The sequence below is a fragment of the Hymenobacter gelipurpurascens genome (assembly GCF_900187375.1).
In the GTDB taxonomy this organism is placed as follows: Bacteria; Bacteroidota; Bacteroidia; order Cytophagales; family Hymenobacteraceae; genus Hymenobacter; species Hymenobacter gelipurpurascens.
The window spans coordinates 1,249,836-1,270,333 of record NZ_FYEW01000002.1 but is presented as its reverse complement, the minus strand read 5'-3'; the positions used below and the strand labels follow the sequence as shown (position 1 = coordinate 1,270,333).

The 20,498-nt window shown below is 57.3% G+C and carries 20 protein-coding genes; 7 read left to right on the top strand and 13 right to left on the bottom strand.

The window, feature by feature from the left end:
* Positions 1 to 72 precede the first annotated feature (72 nt).
* Both CFT68_RS17225 and CFT68_RS17220 read right to left on the bottom strand, forming a co-directional pair.
* Positions 73 to 1,005, bottom strand: a complete 933-nt coding sequence (locus tag CFT68_RS17225) for an alpha/beta fold hydrolase (RefSeq protein ID WP_245815427.1) — start codon at positions 1,003 to 1,005, stop codon at positions 73 to 75.
* Positions 1,006 to 1,143: 138 nt separating this feature from the next.
* Positions 1,144 to 1,779, bottom strand: a complete 636-nt coding sequence (locus CFT68_RS17220) for an HAD family hydrolase (RefSeq protein WP_088844755.1) — start codon at positions 1,777 to 1,779, stop codon at positions 1,144 to 1,146.
* A 493-nt stretch (positions 1,780 to 2,272) separates the two neighbouring features.
* Between CFT68_RS17220 and CFT68_RS17215 the strand changes: the two genes are divergently transcribed.
* The 3 genes from CFT68_RS17215 to CFT68_RS17205 all read left to right on the top strand — a co-directional run bounded on the left by CFT68_RS17215 (position 2,273) and on the right by CFT68_RS17205 (position 4,980).
* Complete coding sequence (locus CFT68_RS17215) at positions 2,273 to 2,581, top strand: hypothetical protein (protein ID WP_088844754.1); 309 nt, start codon at positions 2,273 to 2,275, stop codon at positions 2,579 to 2,581.
* Between the two features lie 227 nt (positions 2,582 to 2,808).
* A complete protein-coding gene (locus tag CFT68_RS17210; RefSeq protein ID WP_088844753.1) occupies positions 2,809 to 4,473 on the top strand; it encodes an MFS transporter in 1,665 nt (554 codons plus the stop codon).
* Between the two features lie 102 nt (positions 4,474 to 4,575).
* Positions 4,576 to 4,980, top strand: coding sequence for a hypothetical protein (locus CFT68_RS17205; RefSeq protein ID WP_088844752.1), 405 nt, complete (start codon positions 4,576 to 4,578; stop codon positions 4,978 to 4,980).
* A 149-nt stretch (positions 4,981 to 5,129) separates the two neighbouring features.
* Here CFT68_RS17205 and CFT68_RS17200 read toward each other — a convergent pair whose 3' ends face one another.
* Positions 5,130 to 6,461: a TPM domain-containing protein gene (locus CFT68_RS17200; protein ID WP_088844751.1), complete on the bottom strand. Its 1,332-nt coding sequence runs from the start codon at positions 6,459 to 6,461 to the stop codon at positions 5,130 to 5,132.
* 239 nt (positions 6,462 to 6,700) lie between these two features.
* A complete protein-coding gene (locus CFT68_RS17195; RefSeq protein WP_088844750.1) occupies positions 6,701 to 7,324 on the bottom strand; it encodes an Hsp20/alpha crystallin family protein in 624 nt (207 codons plus the stop codon).
* 253 nt (positions 7,325 to 7,577) lie between these two features.
* Here CFT68_RS17195 and CFT68_RS17190 point away from each other — a divergent pair, with 253 nt between their 5' ends.
* Together CFT68_RS17190 and CFT68_RS17185 are read left to right on the top strand one after the other, a co-directional pair.
* Positions 7,578 to 7,979, top strand: coding sequence for a nuclear transport factor 2 family protein (locus tag CFT68_RS17190; protein WP_088844749.1), 402 nt, complete (start codon positions 7,578 to 7,580; stop codon positions 7,977 to 7,979).
* Positions 7,980 to 8,198: 219 nt separating this feature from the next.
* Entirely contained in the window at positions 8,199 to 8,525 is a 327-nt protein-coding gene (locus tag CFT68_RS17185) for a hypothetical protein (protein WP_088844748.1), read from the top strand.
* A gap of 118 nt (positions 8,526 to 8,643) precedes the next feature.
* Here the strand turns inward: CFT68_RS17185 and CFT68_RS17180 are convergent, their stop codons facing one another.
* From CFT68_RS17180 to CFT68_RS17170, 3 genes are all read right to left on the bottom strand, one after another.
* Complete coding sequence (locus CFT68_RS17180; RefSeq protein WP_088844747.1) at positions 8,644 to 9,312, bottom strand: hypothetical protein; 669 nt, start codon at positions 9,310 to 9,312, stop codon at positions 8,644 to 8,646.
* Between the two features lie 121 nt (positions 9,313 to 9,433).
* Complete coding sequence (locus tag CFT68_RS17175; RefSeq protein WP_088844746.1) at positions 9,434 to 10,015, bottom strand: glycosyl-4,4'-diaponeurosporenoate acyltransferase CrtO family protein; 582 nt, start codon at positions 10,013 to 10,015, stop codon at positions 9,434 to 9,436.
* Positions 10,016 to 10,085: 70 nt separating this feature from the next.
* Positions 10,086 to 10,799 (bottom strand): DUF1345 domain-containing protein, encoded by a 714-nt coding sequence (locus CFT68_RS17170; protein WP_088844745.1) that lies wholly within the window; start codon positions 10,797 to 10,799, stop codon positions 10,086 to 10,088.
* A gap of 362 nt (positions 10,800 to 11,161) precedes the next feature.
* Between CFT68_RS17170 and CFT68_RS17165 the strand changes: the two genes are divergently transcribed.
* Positions 11,162 to 11,635 (top strand): hypothetical protein, encoded by a 474-nt coding sequence (locus tag CFT68_RS17165; protein WP_088844744.1) that lies wholly within the window; start codon positions 11,162 to 11,164, stop codon positions 11,633 to 11,635.
* A gap of 205 nt (positions 11,636 to 11,840) precedes the next feature.
* On the opposite strand, the gene CFT68_RS17160 is transcribed toward CFT68_RS17165, so the two are convergent.
* On the bottom strand, positions 11,841 to 12,524 hold the full coding sequence (locus tag CFT68_RS17160) for a RibD family protein (RefSeq protein WP_088844743.1): 684 nt from the start codon (positions 12,522 to 12,524) through the stop codon (positions 11,841 to 11,843).
* A gap of 60 nt (positions 12,525 to 12,584) precedes the next feature.
* Positions 12,585 to 14,117: a DUF2079 domain-containing protein gene (locus tag CFT68_RS17155; RefSeq protein WP_088844742.1), complete on the bottom strand. Its 1,533-nt coding sequence runs from the start codon at positions 14,115 to 14,117 to the stop codon at positions 12,585 to 12,587.
* Between the two features lie 380 nt (positions 14,118 to 14,497).
* Here CFT68_RS17155 and CFT68_RS17150 point away from each other — a divergent pair, with 380 nt between their 5' ends.
* A complete protein-coding gene (locus CFT68_RS17150) occupies positions 14,498 to 14,773 on the top strand; it encodes a hypothetical protein (RefSeq protein WP_088844741.1) in 276 nt (91 codons plus the stop codon).
* A gap of 111 nt (positions 14,774 to 14,884) precedes the next feature.
* Here CFT68_RS17150 and CFT68_RS17145 read toward each other — a convergent pair whose 3' ends face one another.
* The 4 genes from CFT68_RS17145 to CFT68_RS17130 all read right to left on the bottom strand — a co-directional run bounded on the left by CFT68_RS17145 (position 14,885) and on the right by CFT68_RS17130 (position 20,493).
* Entirely contained in the window at positions 14,885 to 15,586 is a 702-nt protein-coding gene (locus CFT68_RS17145; protein ID WP_088844740.1) for a haloacid dehalogenase type II, read from the bottom strand.
* Between the two features lie 248 nt (positions 15,587 to 15,834).
* The gene (locus CFT68_RS17140; RefSeq protein ID WP_088844739.1) at positions 15,835 to 16,437 is read right to left on the bottom strand and encodes a hypothetical protein; all 603 of its coding nucleotides are present in this window, start codon (positions 16,435 to 16,437) and stop codon (positions 15,835 to 15,837) included.
* An 81-nt stretch (positions 16,438 to 16,518) separates the two neighbouring features.
* Positions 16,519 to 18,018 (bottom strand): hypothetical protein, encoded by a 1,500-nt coding sequence (locus CFT68_RS17135; RefSeq protein WP_088844738.1) that lies wholly within the window; start codon positions 18,016 to 18,018, stop codon positions 16,519 to 16,521.
* 93 nt (positions 18,019 to 18,111) lie between these two features.
* Positions 18,112 to 20,493: a ribonucleoside-diphosphate reductase subunit alpha gene (locus tag CFT68_RS17130; protein ID WP_088844737.1), complete on the bottom strand. Its 2,382-nt coding sequence runs from the start codon at positions 20,491 to 20,493 to the stop codon at positions 18,112 to 18,114.
* Between the last annotated feature and the right edge of the window lie 5 nt (positions 20,494 to 20,498).

Here is a 20,498-nt window from a genome sequence, read left to right as displayed (position 1 = left end):
AAGCCCCGCAACTCAGGAAAGCCAAGGCAGCAGGTGCCACTACTTCTTCGGCCTCCGAGCTCTGCCAGCCACCTAGGCCACTTGCCGCGACTGCCTGGCAGCCAGCCATACACCGCCCGCCAGCAGCGCCAGCACTCCACCCACTACGGCCGCCTTGTTCAGGCTCCGGGCGGGTTGTGGGCTGCGGCTGGCCGATAACTTTTCGGGAATCTGCTGGCCGCTGATGGCGCGCAAAATCAGCTGAACGGTTTCCTGCGGCTGGTCCCATTGCGGCAGGTGGCCGCACTCATCAAACCAATACAGCTGAGCATCGGGGAAGAGCTTTAGGGCGCGCTGGGCCTGATACGGGAAGCACACGCGGTCTTGGCGGCCCCAGCCGATAACGAGTGGCTCCCGGATAGTGCCCTTCGGGGCCCCCTGCTGCTTTTCGCCGTAGGCCAGGTTGTACAGGAGTTCGTCGAAGGAAGGCGAGGCGGCATACGTCCGCACCTCATCGAGCGTCGCTTTCTGCGAAAGCCGCCAGGGCTTGGCCGAAAACTGCGCAAACAGCACACTGCGGCTGATGACATTGCCGGTAAGAGCGGGCATCAGGGGTTGCAAGGCCCGTATCAGCCGAATGGATCCTGCCACCGAGTAATAAAACGCCGGAATCTCCCAGCCACGCCAGAACCCACCGGGGTCCAGGGAAACTACGGCCCCCAGCACGCCGCCTCGCCGGGCCAGCTCCAGCACCAGCCGGGCTCCCATGGAGCTACCCACAGCATCAATCCCGAGCAGGTTGTGGTGGCGCAGGAACTCAGTTACGGCATCGGCCAGGGTGCTGATGGAAACGTCGCCGGGCAGGGGCGGGGTGTCGCCGAAGCCCGGCAGATCTACCGCAATAACCTCACGCTCTTTGGCCAAATCATCGATGATAGTTTGCCAGGAGCGCCAGCTGCCCCCAATGCCGTGTAACAATAGCAGCGGCTTGCCGCTGCCATGCCGGATAAAATGCATATCGTTCATAAGCTCTACACAAAAACGCTCCGTGGCCGCAGCCCGGAGCAAGGAATGGAGTACTGCTTACGGCCTGCACACCTAAGAGGAGGTACAGAATCTGGGTTGGCTTCTGAGACCACAGGAAAACGGCCGCTACTTACAGGCCTACAGTAGCTGGCGGAGGTCAGCGAGCTGGTTGATGCGAAGGGGTGCTTCCTGGGGGCTTACCTGACCAAAACCATAAGTAGCAAAGATGAAGGGCGTGTTGCTCTGCTGGCTGGCCTCATAGTCGCCGCGGGTATCACCTATGTACACGGGCGCTTGCAGACCATACTGGCCTACCACCTCCCGAATGTTCTCCGATTTAGGTAAACCCTTGGTGCCAAAGCACTGGTGTCCCTCGAAATAGTGGCCTAGCTGGCTGTTCTCGAAGAAGGCCTCCACGTAGCCACGCTGGCAGTTGCTAACGATGAACAGCCGATAGTGTTTCTGCAGATACTGCAGGGTTTCCTCCAGGCCAGGGTAGAGCGTGCCCCCAATTTCCTGGGCGGCCGTCAGTTCCTGCACGGCGCACAGGGCCCGGAACTCCTCGCGGCGCTCCGAGGGCAAAGTCGGAAACAGGCGCTCGTACACCACCCCGTAGGGCTGGCCCGTGACGGCCTGCACCTGTTCCAGCGTAATGTCGTGCTCTATGTAGTCTACGCTGTTTTTGGCGGTTTGGAAAGCTTGGGTAATGGCTTCGGAGGCATTCCAGAGGGTGCCATCGAGGTCGAATATTACGCTGTCGAAAGACTGTTGCATGCAAAAAGCTACGTTGTTATAAGGATAGGAAACAAGGCGCGGGAGTGACCTAGCAACTCCCGGAGGCAGACTTTGCTGCTTTGCCCCGAAGCCGGCAACGAGTGGACCGGATAGCGAAGCCTGCCAGGAGTACGTATGCCGGGCTTCTCTGACTGGGAAGACCGCTAAACTGCTGCAAATGGCAAGAGGCTAGGCCAGTGCTAAGCAGAACAATGGTACAGCCCGCCCTATTGGCCCCAACGGCAGCAAGGTAGCGGCCTTATTCCAAACCAAACTAACGACCATCTACCTGCTGCAAAACCCAGTAGCTACAGTGTTTTTTGTATGATAAATACAATTTTATCTAATCTATATCGTCTTTATATTTATTTTCCAATATTATAACGTTTCTAATTTTTAAGTCTTATTTTCGTCTTGCTGGATGCCTATATCGAAGAAGAGAAGCTAGGGTAGGATCTGAGCGAAAGGAATCTCACTTTTTTATATCTTTCCTATGTCCAAAATACTACTTCTGTTCTTGTGCGCCCTCATGCTGCTGCTAGAGCCTGCCGCAGCACTGGCCTCTCCGGCAGCTGAAACGGCTGCCACAGCTACCACCGAAATGGCTGCCAGCATCAGCAGCCGCATCGGCCACCGGCCCAACTACAAGAAATACCGCGGCAACAGCCGGCACAAGCCCAAAAAGCTGGGTGTTTTTCGTCGCTGGAAACTCTATCGCAAAGCCAAGCGCAAGCGCGCTACTCGTGCTACCCAGGGCCACCCCAGCATTAAGGTGGGCAAACCCGTACGCACCATCAAGTAGCAGTTGCTGCTTCCCCGGCACCGCCGCATTTTCCTTAACCGGAGAGTGCGGCGGTGTCCGTTTGAGGCTACCTCATAGCATATGGCGCAACTGAGCTGACGGGGCCTGTTACCAGAATTTCAGTAGGACAGGGCCCATACCTATTTCTGATTAAGCGCCGTACGCAGCTTTCTGGGGGGCTTAGGTGTTATAGCTCTAACGCCCCGTTTTCTGCTCTCCGCGCTGCTATGGTTTCCTCCCCTTCACCTGCTGTACCTACTCCAGAAGTCCGCCCTACGCTGTGGTCGCCTTTCACCTATTCTGTCTTCCGGGCTATCTGGATTGCCTCCGTGGTATCGAATATTGGCACCTGGATGCAGAATGTGGCCGGCGTATGGCTCGTTACCACGCTTACTACTTCGGCTTTGCTGGTAGCCCTCATGCAAACGGCCACCAGTCTGCCGGCTTTCCTGCTGAGCATGCCCGCCGGCGCCATGGCCGACCTCATTGACCGGCGCCGGCTGCTGCTATTCACGCAGGGGTTTATGGCGGTGGTGGCGCTGCTGCTGGGCGGCCTCACTCTGCTAGGCGAAATATCAGCGTTTGGCGTGCTGGCTCTCACCTTTGTGCTGGGTATCGGGGCGGCCATCAATGCGCCCGTGTGGCAAACTGTAACGGTGGAGCTGGTGCCGCGCCAGATTCTGGGCTCGGCCATTACCCTGAATGGGGTTAGCAATAATATCGCGCGGGCTATCGGGCCGGCTATTGGGGGCGCCATCATAGCGTACTATTCGCCGGGGTGGGTATTTCTGCTTAATGCGGTGTCGTTTCTGGGCACGTTTGCCGTTATCTATGCCTGGCAACGCACGGCCGATGCCCCTACTGGCCCCGCCGAAAACTTTACGGGCGCCCTGCGGGCTGGCATGCGCTATGTGCAGTATTCGCCGGCCATTTATGCGGTGCTATTTCGCACGTTTGCCTTCTCCTTCGGGGCCAGCGCCATGTGGGGCCTGCTTTCAGTCGTAATTGCGCGGCGGCTGCACCTGAGCTCCGGCTCCTATGGCGTCATGCTCTCCTGGCTGGGCGCGGGCGCTATTGCGGGGGCGTTCCTGATGGGGCGCGCCGGCAACCGCCTCAATTTCAACCAGCGGGTGCTCCTGGGCTCCTTGGTATTCGTGGGTACCAATGTGGCCCTGGCCCTGGCCCCATCGGTGTACTGGCTCTACCCGGTGATGTTTCTGACGGGTATCGCCTGGCTGATGACCATGACCAGCTTTAGTACCACCGTGCAGCTAAACGTGCCCAAGTGGGTGCAGGCGCGGGTGGTGAGTGTGTATATGCTGGTGTTTCAGGCGGGGCTATCGTTTGGGAGCGTGGTGTGGGGCGAGCTTGCTGACCGCACCACGCTGCAGGTGGCACTGCTGGCCACGGCCGCCTGGATGCTGCTGAGCATGCTGCTGGCTGTGCCCTTCCCCATGCGCTCCGGCGAAAATCTCAACCTGGAGCCCGCCGACCACTGGCCTACGCCGACCGTAGAGGGCAGCATCGACCCCGATGATGGGCCCGTGGTGGTCATGATTGAGTATGAGGTAGCGCTGCCCGATCAGCCGGCTTTCCATCTGGCGGCGCAGCAGCTCACCCGCCTGCGCCTGCGCGATGGGTCGTTGCGGGCCGGTGTGTTCACGGACGTAGCGCATGCTACGCGCATCACGGAGTTTTTCTATGTGGCTACCTGGGGCGAGCATCAGCGCCAGCACCACCGCTTCACGAAGGAAGACCTGGCCATAGAAGCCCAGGTGCTGCAGTTTCATGCCGGCCCCGAGCCTCCGCGGGTCACGCATTTCCTGGCTTTCCCCAAGAGCATCAATATAGAAGTGCCCACCACGTATGGGGCCATGGAAAGCCCGCAGTAAGCCGCTCAAACTGGCCTAGTACTTCTCTGTATAGCCTTTTACAGGCACGCAGCCCGGAGAAATGTGCCGGTCTGTGTCAGCAGATAAGTACCTTTGCAGGGAATGAAATTATTCTTTGAAAACGCTGCCGGACGTCTGCTGGAAGATCCTGCGGGCTTTATGCGGGCCAACTGGAGCCCAGGCCTACGCAGCTTCTCAGAGTTGCAGGCGCTCTTTGCACATATGGCCCTGGGTATGCAGCGCTACGGATGGAGCCGCATGCTGATCAACCAGACACAAATGCTGCCCTTTTCGCGCGAAGAGCAGCTCTGGATAGCGGAAAAGTGGTTGCCGGGTGCCGTGCAAACCGCTGGTTACCGCACCGGGGCTGTGGTCGTGTCGCAGGATGTGCTTACGCGCTTGGCTACAGCCTACGTTACTACCCATGTACAGGGGCTGCCTCTCACGTATCGCTCCTTCGAAACCGACGCGCAGGCTCAGGCCTGGCTCTTGCAGCAGCCCAACTAGCGGCTGCATTTCTGTTTTACTCTTTACTATTGTGGCCTAGGCCACTCCTAAGCACAGAGCCCGCCAGCACCTCCGCTCCCTAATAAGGAGAAAGGTACTGGCGGGCTCTATGGTTTAAGCGTATAGGAGACTATAGGCCTACAAATGGCCTACCATTCGCCGCTGTTGCTGTTGTCGTCATTGAAGCCGCCCCCGCCAGTATCATCCGACGATGTGTCGTCGTAAGAGGAGCTTTCGTCTTCGGAGAAATAATCGGGCTCCGCGGCCGTGTTGTCTTCCGAGAAGTAGTCGGGAGCGGACTCCTGGTTTCCGCTGTTGTCTTCGTTGGTGCCGCCCAGGGCCGGGAAGCCACCGCCCGCCGTGTAGGCGCCCGCGCCAGCAGCGGCGTCAGGTGCTGCGGGGGCCGGGGTGGGGTCGTTGTTCAGGTGAGCAGGGGTGTTGGTGTCGTGGCCGGAAGCCATGCGGTTGCCCAGGTAGGCACCAGCGGCGGCGGCGGCCCCCGTCATCAGTACGCCCCCCATGCCACTGCCCATGCCCATGCCCCCGCCCGAGTTGCCCCGGTTCGGGAAGAAATCGGGACCGGAACCTTGGGCTTGCGGGTTGTTGGGGCCACGCCCGGAGCTAGGCATTGGGTTAGGCTGACTGGGAGTGTTTAGGCGGTTAGGCAGGAAGTCGGGGGCAGGGCTGTTGCCAGGGTAGCTCTGTGCCATGGGCGCATTGTCAGGGGCTTGCTTCCGCTTAAAGAAGCGCGAAATCAGCCACAACACACCTCCAATCAGGGCAGCGCCCATCAGCAGGCTGCCTATGCCAAAGGAGGAAGGCTCGTATGCTGGAATAGGGGCCGCGGCCGGATCGGGGGTAGTGGCGCGGGGTGGTAGCTCATCCGTAAGGCCGGAGCCGGTGGCGTTGGTGCCTGCATCGGGGGTAGTGCCGGCAGCACCCGCCGCAGAGGCCGACTGATTCTGGCTGGTACCCTGCGGAGCGGAGCTGGGGTCGGCCGCTACCATCAGGGCATTCAGGCCCGAGCGCAACCCGGCAAAATAGCGGCCCTCCTTGAAGCTAGGCGTCATCTGCTGGTTGATTACGCGGTTGGTCAGCTCGGGCGTAATCTGGCTACGCAGCCCCTCGCCGGCCTGAATCGTGACTTTATGTTCCTGAGCCCCGAGCAGCACCACAATGCCGTTGTTCTTGTCGCGCTTGCCCACGGCCCATGCCTGGCCTAGCGCCCGGCCATAGTCGGCTACCTCGCGGCCGCCAAGGGTGGGCACCGTTACCACAACCAGTTGAGTGCCGGTTTTATCGGCGTACCGCCGTAGGCCACCTTCCAGCGTCCGGACGTCGGCGGGGCTCATCAGCTGAGCCTGATCATTTACAAAGCGAAACGGCGAAGGGCGAGGCGGTAGCTCATCGGCAAAGGCCGCGGCCGGTCGGCCTAGCCCCACCCACGTGCATAAGAGCAAGAAGAAAAGGAAACGATACATGTGTCAGGAATTGAAGTGAGAGAGACTGTTTTCTACCCGTTTTGTACGGGCCCAAGGGCGAAGAGGCTGCTCCAAAGGCGCAAGCTGAGCCGTATGGGCCGCTTTTGGAGCAGCAACCAGAAAGTGCAGGGCGCCTCACCTTTACGAGCAGCCCCCTGCACGCAAGAAGCCTGCTCGCAGGCGGGCAGGCTTCTCATGCTGGTTGCTTAAGGGTTGTGTAGGCCACTCCTACACGGCATTCAGGAGCCCACGCCTGAGCTTTGGGGCCGGTCTTGCATTTCCTGCATGTTTCCGGCTGTTTTCTGCTCGCTCTGGCTGCCGTTGCCGTTGCTGCCACTGTCAGACTGCACCGGCACATCGGTGGCCTGCTGGCCTACCCGCTCCGACATCTGGCCGCTCTGGCCGCCGGAGGGGCTGCCCTGGGTGCCACGCACTTCTATCCGGTGGCGCATGGTTTTTTGCTGGTCTTTGGGCACCGTGATGCGAAGCACGCCGTCTTCAAAGGCCGCACTGATATGGCTGGCGTCTACTGTGTCGGGGAGCTGGAGCGAGCGGTTGAAGGAGCCGTAGGAGCTTTCAACCAGATGGTAGTGGCGCTTTTGCTCTTCATTGCGGAAGTGTCGCTCCCCGGTAACGGTCAGGCGGCCTTGGTGGAAATCGACCTTAATGTCCTCGCGCTTCATGCCCGGCAGCGAAGCTTCAATCTCGTAGGCTTTCTCAGTTTCGTACGCATCTATGTGGGGCGAAAAGGTGCTCACACGTCCGCGGGATGCTATCGAGTCGTTGAAAAAGCGGTCGAGCATGGTGCTGAAGCTCGAAGAGGACAGGTCAGAAAAAGAATCCTGATACTTCTGAATAGCCATGGCTGTGGACTTTTAGGTGGTACAACTGAATTAAACCACCTATTACTACGCGCCCAGTAAATGAGGGATTCAGTATAGAAGTAAATTTTTGCATGATATAAATCATTGAAGTTCAATGCCCAACAGTTGGTTTTGCTGCCATCTGTAACCAAACGGCGGATCTCTAACTCAGGGCCCCTGCCCAGACGAGGCCAACTAGTCGCGGGCATCTTTTAAATTGGGCTTTCATCCGCCTTATTTAGGTCTGAACAACATGAACGAATCGCTTACTATTATCAATAAGTATCTGGACTTGGTGCAAGCGTTCAGCACGGATAGTACTGCTTACGCTGTGGTGCTGCATCCTGCCATCGAGCAAACCGAGTATCCTAACCTACTAAACAGAACCATTCAGCGCCGGTCCTTCTCCGAGATTCTGGATAACGCCCGCATTGCCAGAGAGCTCCTGCGCGACCCTCATTATGAGGTGCAGAATACGCAGATCAGCCCCGATGGCACCGTGATTCTGGAATGTTCGTGGCAGGCTACCGCCATCAATGATGTGGGGGCACTGGTGCGCAATCAGCGTATATCGGCGCAGGTTTGCCTGTTTTTTGAACTGCGGGAAGGCAAAATCTATCGGATGCGCCGCTACTCTTGCTACGATATGCTATAGAGCCGCCGCCATTGGGCCTCAGTGACCAGTGTACACCCGCGGACTTTTTTCCTGCCCAAGGAAAGAAGTCCGCGGGTGTGCTTTCCGGCTGACCCCAACTTGCGCAAAGCGTAGCCGTACTTCAGAAGCAGCCTCCGCCGCCTGCTGGCAGCCCTGATCTGCTGCCTTGCCTGCCGCCCAGCGGTGCCTGATCTTCCACCCGCTTTCTTCTGTAGTTGTATGCTCCGCTTCCTTGCCCTTGGCTTATTAGTATCTAGTCTGACTCTTTCTGCCGCGCCGGCCCAAAACCGGGCACCTGTGCAGCCTACGCGCCGCAACCCCACGGAGCGCATCAGCCCCATGCCGGGCGTGACGCTGCCCGCCGGCGTAGGCCAGGGCAAAGCCGACCCCGTGCCCGCGCCAACGGACGTGAAGCCCAGCGGTACGCTGCCCCTGCCCGAAGTGCCCAGCGGCAAAGTGACAGCCGGCCCCATAGACTCGGTGCAGGCCGAGCCGACCAATCGTCGGCGGGCTACCCCTGCGCCGGCCCGCAAAAAGCGGCCTTAAGTCATACTGGTCTACCACAAAGCATCCTACCACGCTCTGGCTTTCTTGCAGGTTAATTGTCTGGAAGCTAGGGCGCGGTGGGGTGCTTTTTTAGTGCTGGCCTAGGCTACCTGATTGCTTAACGGAAGGCGTACTGCAGCCCCAACAGGCTGCTGGCACCGGGTCCTAGGCCAAATAAGTAACTTGAGGAAATTTTCTTCATATTTATATTCAATGATACTTCGGCTACGGCCTGGAGCCTACTGGTGCAGGCGTAGCGGATGCCTAGGCCACCATCGAGGTAGCCATTTACTCCTTTAGAGTGGTAAAGCACAGGTCGCCAGCCATCGGCGCTGGTGCTGCCGAGTAGCTGGTTGTAGGTGCGGGTCTGGCGCACCGCGTATAGCCGAATACCTGTCAAAGCATTTACCTGAAAACGTCGCTCGGGCTTAGATAGCCGCCAGCGCAACGACGAGGGCACCCCCCAGACGCTTTCCTTGTAGGAGTTGTTTACATATTTGGGCGTACCGTCGTCGGCATAGTTATCATCCATAGAGCCGCCCCGGCCGTGGAGCACGCCCAGCTGAAGCGTTAGGCCGGGCGCGAGGGCATAGCCGCCGTACAGCATCCCGCCCATAATATATGCGCCAATGGCTTCTCCCCTAATGGCAAACACCCTTTCTTCCAGTACTGGTGCTGCGCCTATGTACCAGCGCGGCAAGGGAGAAGAGGCCTGTTGAGCAAATCCTGCGGTGGCACCCGTCAGTAGTATGGCCGCAGCAAGGTAGCGGCGTGGGATAGTAGACATAGTGGGATTAGAAATAACACATTAGTGTATAGATGGGAGCTAATATACTAACATTACGCAGTGCCTGTGCTACCTCGCCTTTCCGGCCTGCTTCGGTGCTGGGGCCTGCAATGCACATAGGTTAAGCCGGTCTGGGCGGAGGTGGGGAGGGGGCGCAGCTGCTGGCACCGAGCCGCACCCTGATGTATTGCTGCAGCCACATCGGGTACAGGTTGTAGGCCACATTGGTGAGGAGCAGCAGCCCAGCCCAGCCTGCGCAGCCCAGTGCGGCAGCATACAGGGTAGTCAGCAGAAAAAATACCAGCCCCACCAGATGAAACCGCTCCTGGTGGTAGGTGGCACTGATAAGCGCCGGCACGGCGGCGCGGCCCCGCACATGCCGGTACTGCGGATACCAGCGCCGGAGTAGGCTGTGCACGATGTCGCCGTGCTGGGTAAAGCGGTTGACGAAGTGTACTCCCAGCCGCTGGTAGGCGGCAAGCCGGTGGCTGAGCTGCCAGCGCCCGAACCACGCTTTTGGTATGGCGTAGGCCAGTAAGCTGGCGGCCAGCAACCCATATAGCCACGGGCGCGCCATGCACTGGTAGCAGAACATGCTGATGGGCGTCAGGCCCAGCCCCGACCAGAATACGTTCGGCACGGCGTTGCAAAAGGCCAATAGGGCCGCCGAGGGCACAGCAGGTTTCTTTCCGGTGGGCAGCATTGAGGCTCAAGATACTCGCCACCGCGCCACGCTGAAAGTCGGGCTTGCCGGCTGGCCTACGAGGCCACGGCTACAGCAGACCCGAGAGAACATTGATGCTCAGGGCCACGATGGCGGTGTTGAATCCAAAGGAGAGTACGCTATGAAACAGCACCAGCCGGCGCATAGAAAGCGTGGTGATGACGACATCGGAGGTTTGCCCCGTCATGCCAATCACGAAGGCGAAATACGCGAAGTCCCAGTACGAAGCCGGCTCAGCGCCGGCAAAAACTACTCCCACGGGCTGGCCGTCGGGGCCCGGCAGCTGCTGCTGGCTGAAGTACATATGCGCGTAGTGCAGCGCAAACATGGTGTGCAGTAGGCACCACGTACTCATTACGCCCACCAACGATACCAGAATGTGCTCCAGGCGCTCTTCGAGCGGCATATCGTGGAGGCCTCGCAGCATCAGGACCACCGCCAGCAAGCTAACAGTAGTACCAATAAAGGTCAGCGCCAGCAGAATGCCCCAGGTGCGGTCGGGGTGCAGGAGCAGGGAGGCCCGACGGATATCCGGTAGGCTCGCCCGGAATATGGTCAGCCAACTCAGCACCAGCACGCTCAGCACAAAACCATCCCAGGCCATCATCAGGCGAGTGAGGGGCCGAAAATCGGGAGGGGCGAGTTGGTAGCAAAGGGTTGCCGCTCCCATTGCCAGCAGCACCCGCAACATGCGCGCGGGCATACTCAGGCCCAGTAGCCTCGGAACGGTAGAGGAAGTGGCGGTAGGAATAGAAATAGCCATGGCAGAAGCAGCTGCTGACCAACTACGGAAGATACACAAATAGCCCCGCAACTCTATGGTTTGTAGGCCAGTGTTGCTTCCCTAGGCTTCTCTTCCTAGTCTCTTGGGTTTCCTGGTAAAGCCACTTGTAGCAGTAGCCACTGGCCTAGGCCAGTACTGGGTAGCCACCGGCTCAGAAAGCGGGCCTCGCTATAACTGAACAGTGCGTCCGGTATCGGACGTATTTACCACTGTGGTTGATTGCTGGATTTGCAGTAACGTGCTTGTGTAAAGATGATTATGAAAGTGGCCTGCGCTTTGAAACTACCAGGCTGTAGTAGTTCTCATTTGTTCAAAATCGCACACATTATCAGCCGCCCCCTATGAAACGCTCTTTGTCTTCCGCTTCGCCCCTGACTCAGGTTATTGCCTTCTCCGACAGCTTTCTTCAGTTTGGAAAGCGCGCCTCACTGAGCGCCTTGTTGGGCCTGGGCCTATCCGGCGCTGCCCTGGCCGGTACTGCAGCGGGTACGCCCCAGCCCGTGTTGGTGCAGGCCGCCGATCAGCACAGCATTCGGGTGCGCATCAGCAACCCCGCGCAGCAGCTGGGGCAGGTTCAGGTAATGCGCCAGGGCAGCGGCCAGTGCCTGTTCAGCGAGGCCTACTCCGCAACGGAATACGGCCATCGTTTCGACTTTCGCCAGTTGTCGGCTGGCCGCTACGTCCTGCTCGTTACGGTAGGGCTGCAGCAGTACCGCTATGTGGTGCAGGTGCAAACCACCCACAATCAGCTCACCGTGGCCATCAGAACCATAAAAGTCCGCCTCCCCAAAACCGAAGCCCTGGCCGCCCTCTAAGGAAAGTGGCCTACTCTCGGCAAGCCTGATTTACACCTATCAGATAGCTAGAACCTAGTTCCCCTCCTCAGATGATGTTGTGCAATCAAGCAAGGAGGGGTTAGGGGTGGTTGATGTGGCCTAGAACAGCTTTTAAAATTACCACTAGTAAATGGTCAACCACCCCCAGCCCCTCCTTTCCAAGGAGGGGAGCTTTAGCTCTGGCTTAGGCCACTCCGGCCTCGTAGCGCAGCCACAGAATGCCTCCGGGGCGCTGCTCTACGCTCAAGAGCTTAAATGACCGGGGTGGCCCGGGCTGCTCGCCCTGCTCGAAGATGGTGGGGGAGGTAGCGGCGCCATCCACCACGGGGTAGTGCAGCAGGCTCAGCTCATCCACCAAGCCGGCCCGCAACAAGGAACCGTTGAGGTGGCCGCCGCCTTCCAGCAGAATCGTCCGGATGGGGAACAACTGGCCTAGCTTCTCCAGCACCGCTGCAAAGTCCAGCTCTGTGGTGCCCCCGAAGATGTACGAGACACCCTTCTCGCGCAGGTAGGCCAGGTACGCATCGGGCACTTGCTCCGTGAGCACGCTGATAACGTGGTCGTCATCAATGTACCCCGACTCCCAGCCCAGCTTGCCGTGCGCATCCACCGCCACCGCAAACGACTCGGCGCCGTGCTCGGCCACGAAATCGGAGCGGTCCAGGGGCTCGGTCACGGGCTTCAGGTCAGGCGCTAGGCCATCCGTGAAGTCTTTCTCCATGGTTACGCGGCCACATAGCCAGGCCTCGGCCTCAAAGGTGGCGGCGGTGGTTTCGTATTCTTTGGTATTGGGCTGAGCGCCCCAGCGGCTCAGAATGATGCGCCCATCCAGGGAACTCATCATGTGGCAAATCAGGCGAGGTTTCATAGTGTGGTATTTCAGAAGCAGGTAAGGGCTGCTATACGGGCAAGGAAGCGGCAGGGCGGGCTACGGCTGCGCTTTCCAGGTAATTGCCGAATCGGTAGGCGCAAACCGGCGGGCCAACACAACCAGTTGCGCGTCCTCATATACGGTGCGGTAATTTGCATCGGCCTGAAACTGAGCCAAAGCCTGCCGGGCCACCTCCGGCGAGAGGGGCCAGGCGGCGGCTTCGCCGGGCTCGCGTAGCAGGGCCACCAAGCGGGCGTTGCGCAACACCGGAAACAGATACACCGCTTGCCGATTGAGCAGATGCGGCACCAGACTGGAGCTGGCACTCAGCGGCACATCGGCCGGCACCTGCGCCAGGGCGGCGCATAGACCAGCCCGGTCGGGAACCGCGCTGGTGTAGTGCTCCGGTAGCAGCGGGTTGTTGGTGACGGGCGTGTACCACCGGCTGAAGCGCGTGGAAAAGGTATCGAGGGTAAAGAGGAGCACACTGGCCAGGGCGCCCGCCCAGGCCAGATGCCGGATGCGGCCCCATCGCCATGAGCATAGCGCGTCGGTGGCGGCCAGCGCCAGCACGGGCGCCAATTCAATGGAGTAGTGCCCATTGATGCCCCATAGTACAAAGTCGTTGGAGAGGAGCTTCTGCCCCAGAATGGGCAGGAGCATAAGCGCATACCACGGCCGCCAGACCAGCGCCCACCCGCCCGATAGCAGGATGGCCACCCACAGCTCCCGCTTGATGTGGTCGTAGAGCGGATCGGGGAGGGTATTGTGCAGTAGTACGTCCCATAAAAGCCGGGGGTGCAGCAGCACGTTGGCTACGGCAGCCGGTAGGGTAGGGCCCAGATGCGCGTAGCGCACAACCTGGGTGAAAGCCCGGTGGTTGACATCCAGCGCGGGCATCACCACCTGCGTTATCACCACAAAGTAGCCGAGCGATGCCAGTGCGCCGGCTGCCAGCCAAGCGACTACAGCCCGCTGCCGCCAGTGCTGCCACGCCAGGCCCAATAGCACAAATGCCAACCACAGGGCCATGTTCTCCTTGCTCAGCAGCACTACGAGAGCGGCCGCAACGGCTGGCCCCACCCGCCGCTGACCCACCCACAGCGCCAGCCACGGCAGCGCCATGGCACCCACTACATTATCATGATAATCGAAGCTCAGCGCTGAGTAGATGCCCCACTGGCTGGCAAAAAATGCCAGGGCCCAGTTGCATACGCCGGGGCTTGCGCCCTGGGCCTGAGCGTAGCGCCACACGCCCAAGGCGCCCAGTAGCAGCGCTCCGGTTTGCACCAGCAGCAGGGCCCACGCTCCGCCCACCACATAGTATAACGGCACCGCCAGCAGGGGCGTGAGGCTGAAATGCTGGCCTAGAAAGGGCGTGGGCGGCGAGTCGAGCAGCAGCGTGGTCTGGGGCCACCGCAGCTGCGCAACCTCTCCCACGGCCTGGGCAATCAGACCCAAATCGAGGGTGGCGGTGCGGAAGTTGTAGTGGTTGACGAAGGAGATAGATGCGTAGGCCAGTGCAAACAGCACCAGCAGCAGGGTACGCCCCCACTGGGCCTTGAGCGTGCTTAGGTATAAAACGGGCATAACAGGAAGACCACGGCGGCGAAACTTGGCCGGTAGCCAGGAGGGAAATAAAAAGGAAGATGGTTACCTGCCAGAAGGCCCGGCAACCCGCAGAACGAATACGCCCGGCAAGATGCGCCTTAATCGAAAAGAAGCCAACCTACCCATCCCACAGCCAAACTGCCAACTGGCCTAGGGAAGTAACAGAGATGCTTAGATCCGCGGCCTGATGCACTACCAGCTCCATAAGTCGGGCGTCTCTCAACCTGATCTGGAAATACTGTTGTTCTGTAACTAGGATATTTCCTCTATTTTGGCCTCATATTTGCCCCGGCTGTTGCACTGAAATTGGTTTGCTGGTTTTGGTGTCGGTTGCTTCTCTCTCCCTACTTCCCTGGTATATGCTTAAATCTTTTCTCGCGGCGGCTGGCCTCACGGTAGCTGCTCTGGCCCTGAGCCCCACCTCGGCGCACGCCCAGGTTACCATCAACATCGGCCGGCCCGCTCCCCAATATGTGGTGGTGCGCGAGGCTCATCCTGTGAAGAAATACAAGTACAAAGGACCCAAACATTACTACCGCCCCGCTGGCCCGGTGATGCTCGTGCCTGCTCGCCCCGTGTACTACGCTCCTCCAGGTCATGGGCATGGGCATGGTAAAGGCAAGGGGCGCCACTAAACAACGCGACTTAAAAAAGGCTCCTGCAAACCGCAGGGGCCTTTTTTGGCTTCAGAGTAAAGCAGAAGGCCGACAAAAGAAGCTTGTGCAAGGGTAGCCCTCTAGATAGCCTCAGCGGCCTGCTATAATTTGGCGGGCTAACGTAGGCAGGTCTTTCCCCTGATAAGTGGGCAGCGGAGCCAGCGGGTAGAGAGTTTGACCGGGCCGGGCAAGGAAGCCGCTACGCAACCCTGCGTGATGGGCCCCGGCTACGTCCCAGCCATGCGCTGCTATCAGAAGCGCCTCATCAGGACCTATATCAAGGGCTTGTAGTGCGGCCTGGTAGGCATAGCGGTGGGGCTTATAGAGCTGCTCCGTATCAATGCTTAAGCCCTGCTCGAAATAGTGAATAATACCCGCATAGCGGAGCTGCTCATCCAGTGTAGCGCGTGGGGAGTTCGTGAAGGCCACTAGCCGGAAACCGGCATCCAGTAGCATTTCTAGGCCGCGTGGTACGTCTTTGTGCGCGGGCAGCTGCTTCAGCAGGCCTACCAGCTCCTGCTTTTTGGCGGGTGGTAGGCGCTTTTCCTCCAGCATATCGGCGGTCATGTCCAGGGCTGCTTCTGCAATCTGCCCAAACGGGTGATAGGCGCCCATCACGGTATCTACCAAGGAGTATTGCAGCAGCAGGCCAAACCACTGTTTGAAGGCATGCTTGTTGCCGAATGCCTTCGGCACGGCCCGTTTGAGCTTGCTCAGGTCCAGTAAAGTTTCATTTACGTCGAAGAGCAGCACCTTGGGGCGTGGCAGGACAGAGGAAGCGGGAGCTGGCATACGAAAACAGGAGGATTGTCCGGCACCTACCGGGCTCCTACTGGTACGCAGCAACGCCCCTCACCGACGTACAGGATACTGGGTGTCATGTGCCTGCCTAGGCCACTACGCTGTTGGAGAAGCGGTGCCACGCTGGAAAAGCTCTTCACTGCAGGCAACGGGCGCCACTAAACAGCGGCTGTTTTACACAACAAAGGCTTCCACGGTTAGCGGAAGCCTTTGTTGCGTTCGGGAGTGGCCTAGGGGCGCTAGTCTACTTGCTTGAGGGGCACGTTGGCAAAGGTGCCCGTAACGGTGATGTTGCACGCGCGCTTGGGGAAGGTGCTGTAGGCCACTGTGGGGTCGCTGGCACCGGTTAGGGTGGCGGTGTAGGTGCCGCTTAGGAGCTGCCGCTTCGCATCGTAGCTGCTGATGGAGAAGCTGCCGCTGATGTGCTGTATGCTGCTGAAATATAGGATGGTACCGCCGCCCCGGCTTTCGGGCAGGTCGTAATAGTAGGTCAGGTCCGCGTCGAGGGCCCGGTCGCGGAGGGTTTTGAGGGTGTAGGTGCCGGTGAGAGCCGCGGGCAGCTTAGTGCGGTCGAAGGTGAAGTTGATGCCCTCGGTAGTGGTGGTGGGTTGCACGCCCACGACTAAGCTCTGGGTGGTCTGCGAAACAAACTCCTCCAGCTGCTTCGCCTGAAACGTGGTATCCCGGCGCTGCCCGTTGTCTTGATATACAATAGACCGGCTATAGGTAGCGGAAGCCTCCGGCAGAGGCTCGGGCGTGTCTTCCCGATCATCTTTATCGCAGCCAGCGGTAAAGGTCAGCGTTAGGCCCAGCAATAGCGAGAGAGTAGCGTTGTATTTCATAAAGAATAGAGGAGTGTAAAAACACTATATAGAAAACTGTGCCAACTAGGGGAAGCTTAGAGTTGGTGGAACTGGATTCTATCAGTTCTCCGGAAACATTCTGTAATAGGCTTCGGCATTTCTCCAGTAATGATTCCAGTTGAATACTACGCCTTGGAAGTGCTCGATTTTGCTATCCATCAGCTTTATGCTGCCTGTTGTAGTGGCATTATATTGAATAGTGCATATCAAATTCGGCTTGATTCCATTGCTTCTTAATGCTCTACCTCTCTTGTTATCTTCATACACTGAAATACATATGTATTTAATGGGTATTTGTGGATGCTTATTAACCATATTTAGCTCTTTGCTCTTTCTGCGGGTGTGAGCTAAAAGCTTAGGTAGAGAGGCTTTTATCAAATTTATGATGCGTTTTTTATCACGCTCTACACCACTATAAACATATCGAGCATCTTTTATCAACATGTAGTCATTATATGAGTTCACGTACTGATATATGTCTTTGTATAAGAATGCATCAATTAACTCTTCATTATCTAACCTATTAGCAGGGTTGACATTGTAAACAAATGCATTAGAGTCCATACTTGCTGGCATATTTTCCACAAAGCCATGAAAGAACCATTCAAGGCTGTCAGTGACAGCGGGGATAAAGTCGTCGCTACTAATCGCACCCTCGATACTGTTAAGAGCCTTAGTGTCAAACTTCACATACCCATGGTATCCATTATGAGTGATATGCAAATAAATTTCATCAAATCTCCCAGATGCTAGATGAGATGCATGTACAGCAGTTTTTATAGCTTCATCGCGCAACTCGACTTGAGATGAACAGAAAGAATTGACATTAATAGCTAGTTGCTTTTTTTCTAAAACCTGCTGATCAATGACACTCAGTACTTTCCAAGTTGGCAATGTATTGTTCAGCTTTATTTCCTGGAAAAGCATTTGACGAGGCATATTTACTTTCCGCAACCTTAGTTTTTTATGCCAAAATGCTAAGTAGGCCAACGTAAAGCCGTTTACGATATCTAAGAGCAAATCAAACTTCCTGATGAACTGATAATAATACAGAGTTGATTTATTGTTCTTTTTATCGATATAATCAGCTTTAGACTCCCAGTAGATTATTTTTCCATGGCCGATGCCGTTTCTGACTGTGTGTTCATAAACTGGCAACAGGTAATTAAATCTGGTCTTACTCAGTTTGCCAATGCACGTATATAGGTCTAAATTTTCTGTCTGTTTGTTTTCGTTTGCCAATTGTATATAGGTCGCAAGTTGAATATAGATTAGCAATACGCCATCAAGTAATTGCAGATAATTATAGTTTATATACTCGTCTATAAAGGTAGCGTCGGTATCTTTTACTTGGCATTCATGTATTGGCTTGTCATTGATAGTTTCAAGCAGTTTATATGAAATATTGATTGCCTCTTCTTTATCGGTGAGAAAGTTTAGAAGTTCTGCTTCATTCTTTCGTAAGCTTTCACTCAGAAAATCGAAGTAGGTGTTGTACGCTTCCTGGTTGTAATATTTTTCGGGAGAAGAAGTTAAAAATCTTTGTAGAAGGTTTTCCATGTTCTGCGAAAAGACTGATTAGAATTCCAACAAGCACAAAAAAAGGGGCGAAGTCTTACTTCGCCCCTTTTCAATTAGTGTATAATACTTCTCTTACGAACCGCAGGCCTCGCAGGCGTCTGGGTTATCTAGGGAGCAGGCCATGTCTGAGGCGTTCTGGGCCGATACGTTCAGCGGCTCCAGGGTCTCAGCGGCTTGTTTCTGCACCGTGAACTTGATGGCATCCACGGCGGCTTTGGTGCGCAGGTAGTACATGCCGGTTTTCAGGCCCTTCTTCCAGCTATGGAAGTGCATGCTGGTGAGCTTGCCGAAGTTCACGTTCAGCACGTGCAGGTTCAGGCTCTGGCTCTGGCAGATGTACGCACCGCGGTCAGCCGACATATCAATGATGCGGCGCTGCGAAATCTCCCACACCGTCTTGTACAGGTCCTTGATGTTCTGCGGAATGCTGGGGATGTCCTGCACCGAGCCGTTGGCGGCAATGATGGCGTTCTTCATCTGGTCGTTCCACAGGCCTAGCTTTACTAGGTCCTTGAGCAGGTGCTTGTTCACCACCATGAACTCCCCGCTCAGCACGCGGCGCACATAAATGTTGGAGGTGTAGGGCTCAAACGACTCGTTATTACCCAGAATCTGGGCCGTAGAAGCCGTAGGCATAGGTGCTACCAGCAGAGAGTTGCGTACGCCGTGCTCCATTACCTGAGCGCGCAGCGTTTCCCAATCCCAGCGGCCCGACTCAGGCGTTACGCCCCACATATCGAACTGGAACTGGCCCTTGCTTAGCGGCGAGCCAGGGAACGTCTCGTAGTGGTCGTCGCGCATGGCGAGGTCCTTAGAGGCCGTCATGGCCGCGAAGTAAATGGTCTCGAAGATGTCCTTGTTCAGGCCGCTGGCTTCGTCGCTTTCAAACGGCATGCGCAGGGCAATAAACGTATCGGCGAGGCCCTGCACACCCAGCCCGATGGGGCGGTGGCGACGGTTGCTGCGCTCCGCCTCAATTACGGGGTAGTAGTTGATGTCGATGACCTTGTTCAGGTTCATCGTGGCGTGGTACGTAACGTCGTAGAGCTTCTGGTGGTCGAAGATGAGCGCGCCCGATTCGTCGGGGCGTACGTAGCGGGGCAGGGCCAGCGAGGCGAGGTTGCACACGGCAATTTCGTTCTCGTCGGTGTACTCCATAATCTCGGTGCAGAGGTTGGAGCTCTTAATGGTACCGAGGTTCTTCTGGTTGCTCTTGTTGTTGGCAGCGTCCTTGAACAGCATGTAGGGCGTGCCGGTCTCGGTCTGGCTTTCCAGAATGGCAAACCACAGCTCCTGGGCCTTAATGGTCTTACGGCCACGGCCATCGCGCTCATACTTGGTGTAGAGCTTCTCGAACTCCTCGCCGTAGCACTCGTCTAGGCCAGGGCACTCGTTGGGGCACATCAGCGTCCAGTCGCCGTTGGCTTCCACGCGCTTCATGAACAAGTCGGGCGTCCAGAGGGCAAAGAACAAGTCGCGGGCGCGCATCTCCTCCTTGCCGTGGTTTTTCTTGAGGTCCAGGAAGTCGAAGATATCGGCGTGCCAGGGCTCCAGATAAATCGCGAAAGCGCCTTTACGCTTGCCACCGCCCTGGTCCACGTAGCGAGCCGTGTCATTGAACACCTTCAGCATCGGCGTGAGGCCGTTAGAAGTGCCGTTGGTGCCTTTGATGTACGAGCCCGTGGCGCGCACATTGTGCACAGCCAGGCCAATACCACCGGCAGACTGCGAAATCAGGGCGCAGTTCTTCAGCGTGTCATAAATGCCCTCAATGGAGTCGTCCTTCATCGTGAGCAGGAAGCACGAGCTGAGCTGGGGCTTGGGCGTACCAGCGTTGAACAGCGTAGGCGTAGCGTGCGTGAACCACCGCTCGCTCATGAGGTTGTAGGTCTCGATGGCGGCGGCAATGTCGGCTTTGTGAATGCCCACGGCCACGCGCATAATCATGTGCTGGGGCCGCTCTACTACTTTGCCATCGAGGCGCAGCAGGTAGGAACGCTCCAGCGTCTTGAAGCCGAAGTAATCGTAGTTATAATCGCGGTCATAGATAATAGCCGAGTCCAGCGTAGCGGCGTTGGCGTGCACGATTTCCCACACGTCCTGGGCAATCAGCGAAGCATTCTCGCCGGTCTTGGGGTCCTCATAGGTGTGCAGCCGCTTCATGGTGCTGCTGAACGACTTGCTGGTCACCTTGTGCAGGTTGCTTACGGCAATGCGCGCCGCCAGAATAGCGTAGTCGGGGTGCTTGGTGGTGAGCGAAGCAGCGGTTTCAGCTGCCAGGTTGTCGAGCTCTACCGTCGTCACGCCATCATAAATACCATCGATAACCTTCTTGGCTACCTCAATCGGCGAAATGAAGTTCTGATTCAGCCCGTAGCAGAGCTTTTCAATACGCGCCGTGACTTTATCAAATTTCACGGATTCGCGGCGGCCGTCGCGTTTGAGTACCAACATAAGCG

Coding starts and splice junctions, on each gene's coding strand:
- CFT68_RS17215 (WP_088844754.1), top strand. CDS start 2,273: ATGTCCAAAATACTACTTCTGTTCTTGTGCGCCCTCATGCTGCTGCTA.
- CFT68_RS17225 (WP_245815427.1), bottom strand. CDS start 1,005: ATGAACGATATGCATTTTATCCGGCATGGCAGCGGCAAGCCGCTGCTA.
- CFT68_RS17130 (WP_088844737.1), bottom strand. CDS start 20,493: ATGTTGGTACTCAAACGCGACGGCCGCCGCGAATCCGTGAAATTTGAT.
- CFT68_RS17175 (WP_088844746.1), bottom strand. CDS start 10,015: ATGCTGCCCACCGGAAAGAAACCTGCTGTGCCCTCGGCGGCCCTATTG.
- CFT68_RS17135 (WP_088844738.1), bottom strand. CDS start 18,018: ATGGAAAACCTTCTACAAAGATTTTTAACTTCTTCTCCCGAAAAATAT.
- CFT68_RS17140 (WP_088844739.1), bottom strand. CDS start 16,437: ATGAAATACAACGCTACTCTCTCGCTATTGCTGGGCCTAACGCTGACC.
- CFT68_RS17195 (WP_088844750.1), bottom strand. CDS start 7,324: ATGGCTATTCAGAAGTATCAGGATTCTTTTTCTGACCTGTCCTCTTCG.
- CFT68_RS17220 (WP_088844755.1), bottom strand. CDS start 1,779: ATGCAACAGTCTTTCGACAGCGTAATATTCGACCTCGATGGCACCCTC.
- CFT68_RS17200 (WP_088844751.1), bottom strand. CDS start 6,461: ATGTATCGTTTCCTTTTCTTCTTGCTCTTATGCACGTGGGTGGGGCTA.
- CFT68_RS17160 (WP_088844743.1), bottom strand. CDS start 12,524: ATGAAACCTCGCCTGATTTGCCACATGATGAGTTCCCTGGATGGGCGC.
- CFT68_RS17155 (WP_088844742.1), bottom strand. CDS start 14,117: ATGCCCGTTTTATACCTAAGCACGCTCAAGGCCCAGTGGGGGCGTACC.
- CFT68_RS17165 (WP_088844744.1), top strand. CDS start 11,162: ATGAAACGCTCTTTGTCTTCCGCTTCGCCCCTGACTCAGGTTATTGCC.
- CFT68_RS17190 (WP_088844749.1), top strand. CDS start 7,578: ATGAACGAATCGCTTACTATTATCAATAAGTATCTGGACTTGGTGCAA.
- CFT68_RS17145 (WP_088844740.1), bottom strand. CDS start 15,586: ATGCCAGCTCCCGCTTCCTCTGTCCTGCCACGCCCCAAGGTGCTGCTC.
- CFT68_RS17180 (WP_088844747.1), bottom strand. CDS start 9,312: ATGTCTACTATCCCACGCCGCTACCTTGCTGCGGCCATACTACTGACG.
- CFT68_RS17150 (WP_088844741.1), top strand. CDS start 14,498: ATGCTTAAATCTTTTCTCGCGGCGGCTGGCCTCACGGTAGCTGCTCTG.
- CFT68_RS17205 (WP_088844752.1), top strand. CDS start 4,576: ATGAAATTATTCTTTGAAAACGCTGCCGGACGTCTGCTGGAAGATCCT.
- CFT68_RS17170 (WP_088844745.1), bottom strand. CDS start 10,799: ATGGCTATTTCTATTCCTACCGCCACTTCCTCTACCGTTCCGAGGCTA.
- CFT68_RS17210 (WP_088844753.1), top strand. CDS start 2,809: ATGGTTTCCTCCCCTTCACCTGCTGTACCTACTCCAGAAGTCCGCCCT.
- CFT68_RS17185 (WP_088844748.1), top strand. CDS start 8,199: ATGCTCCGCTTCCTTGCCCTTGGCTTATTAGTATCTAGTCTGACTCTT.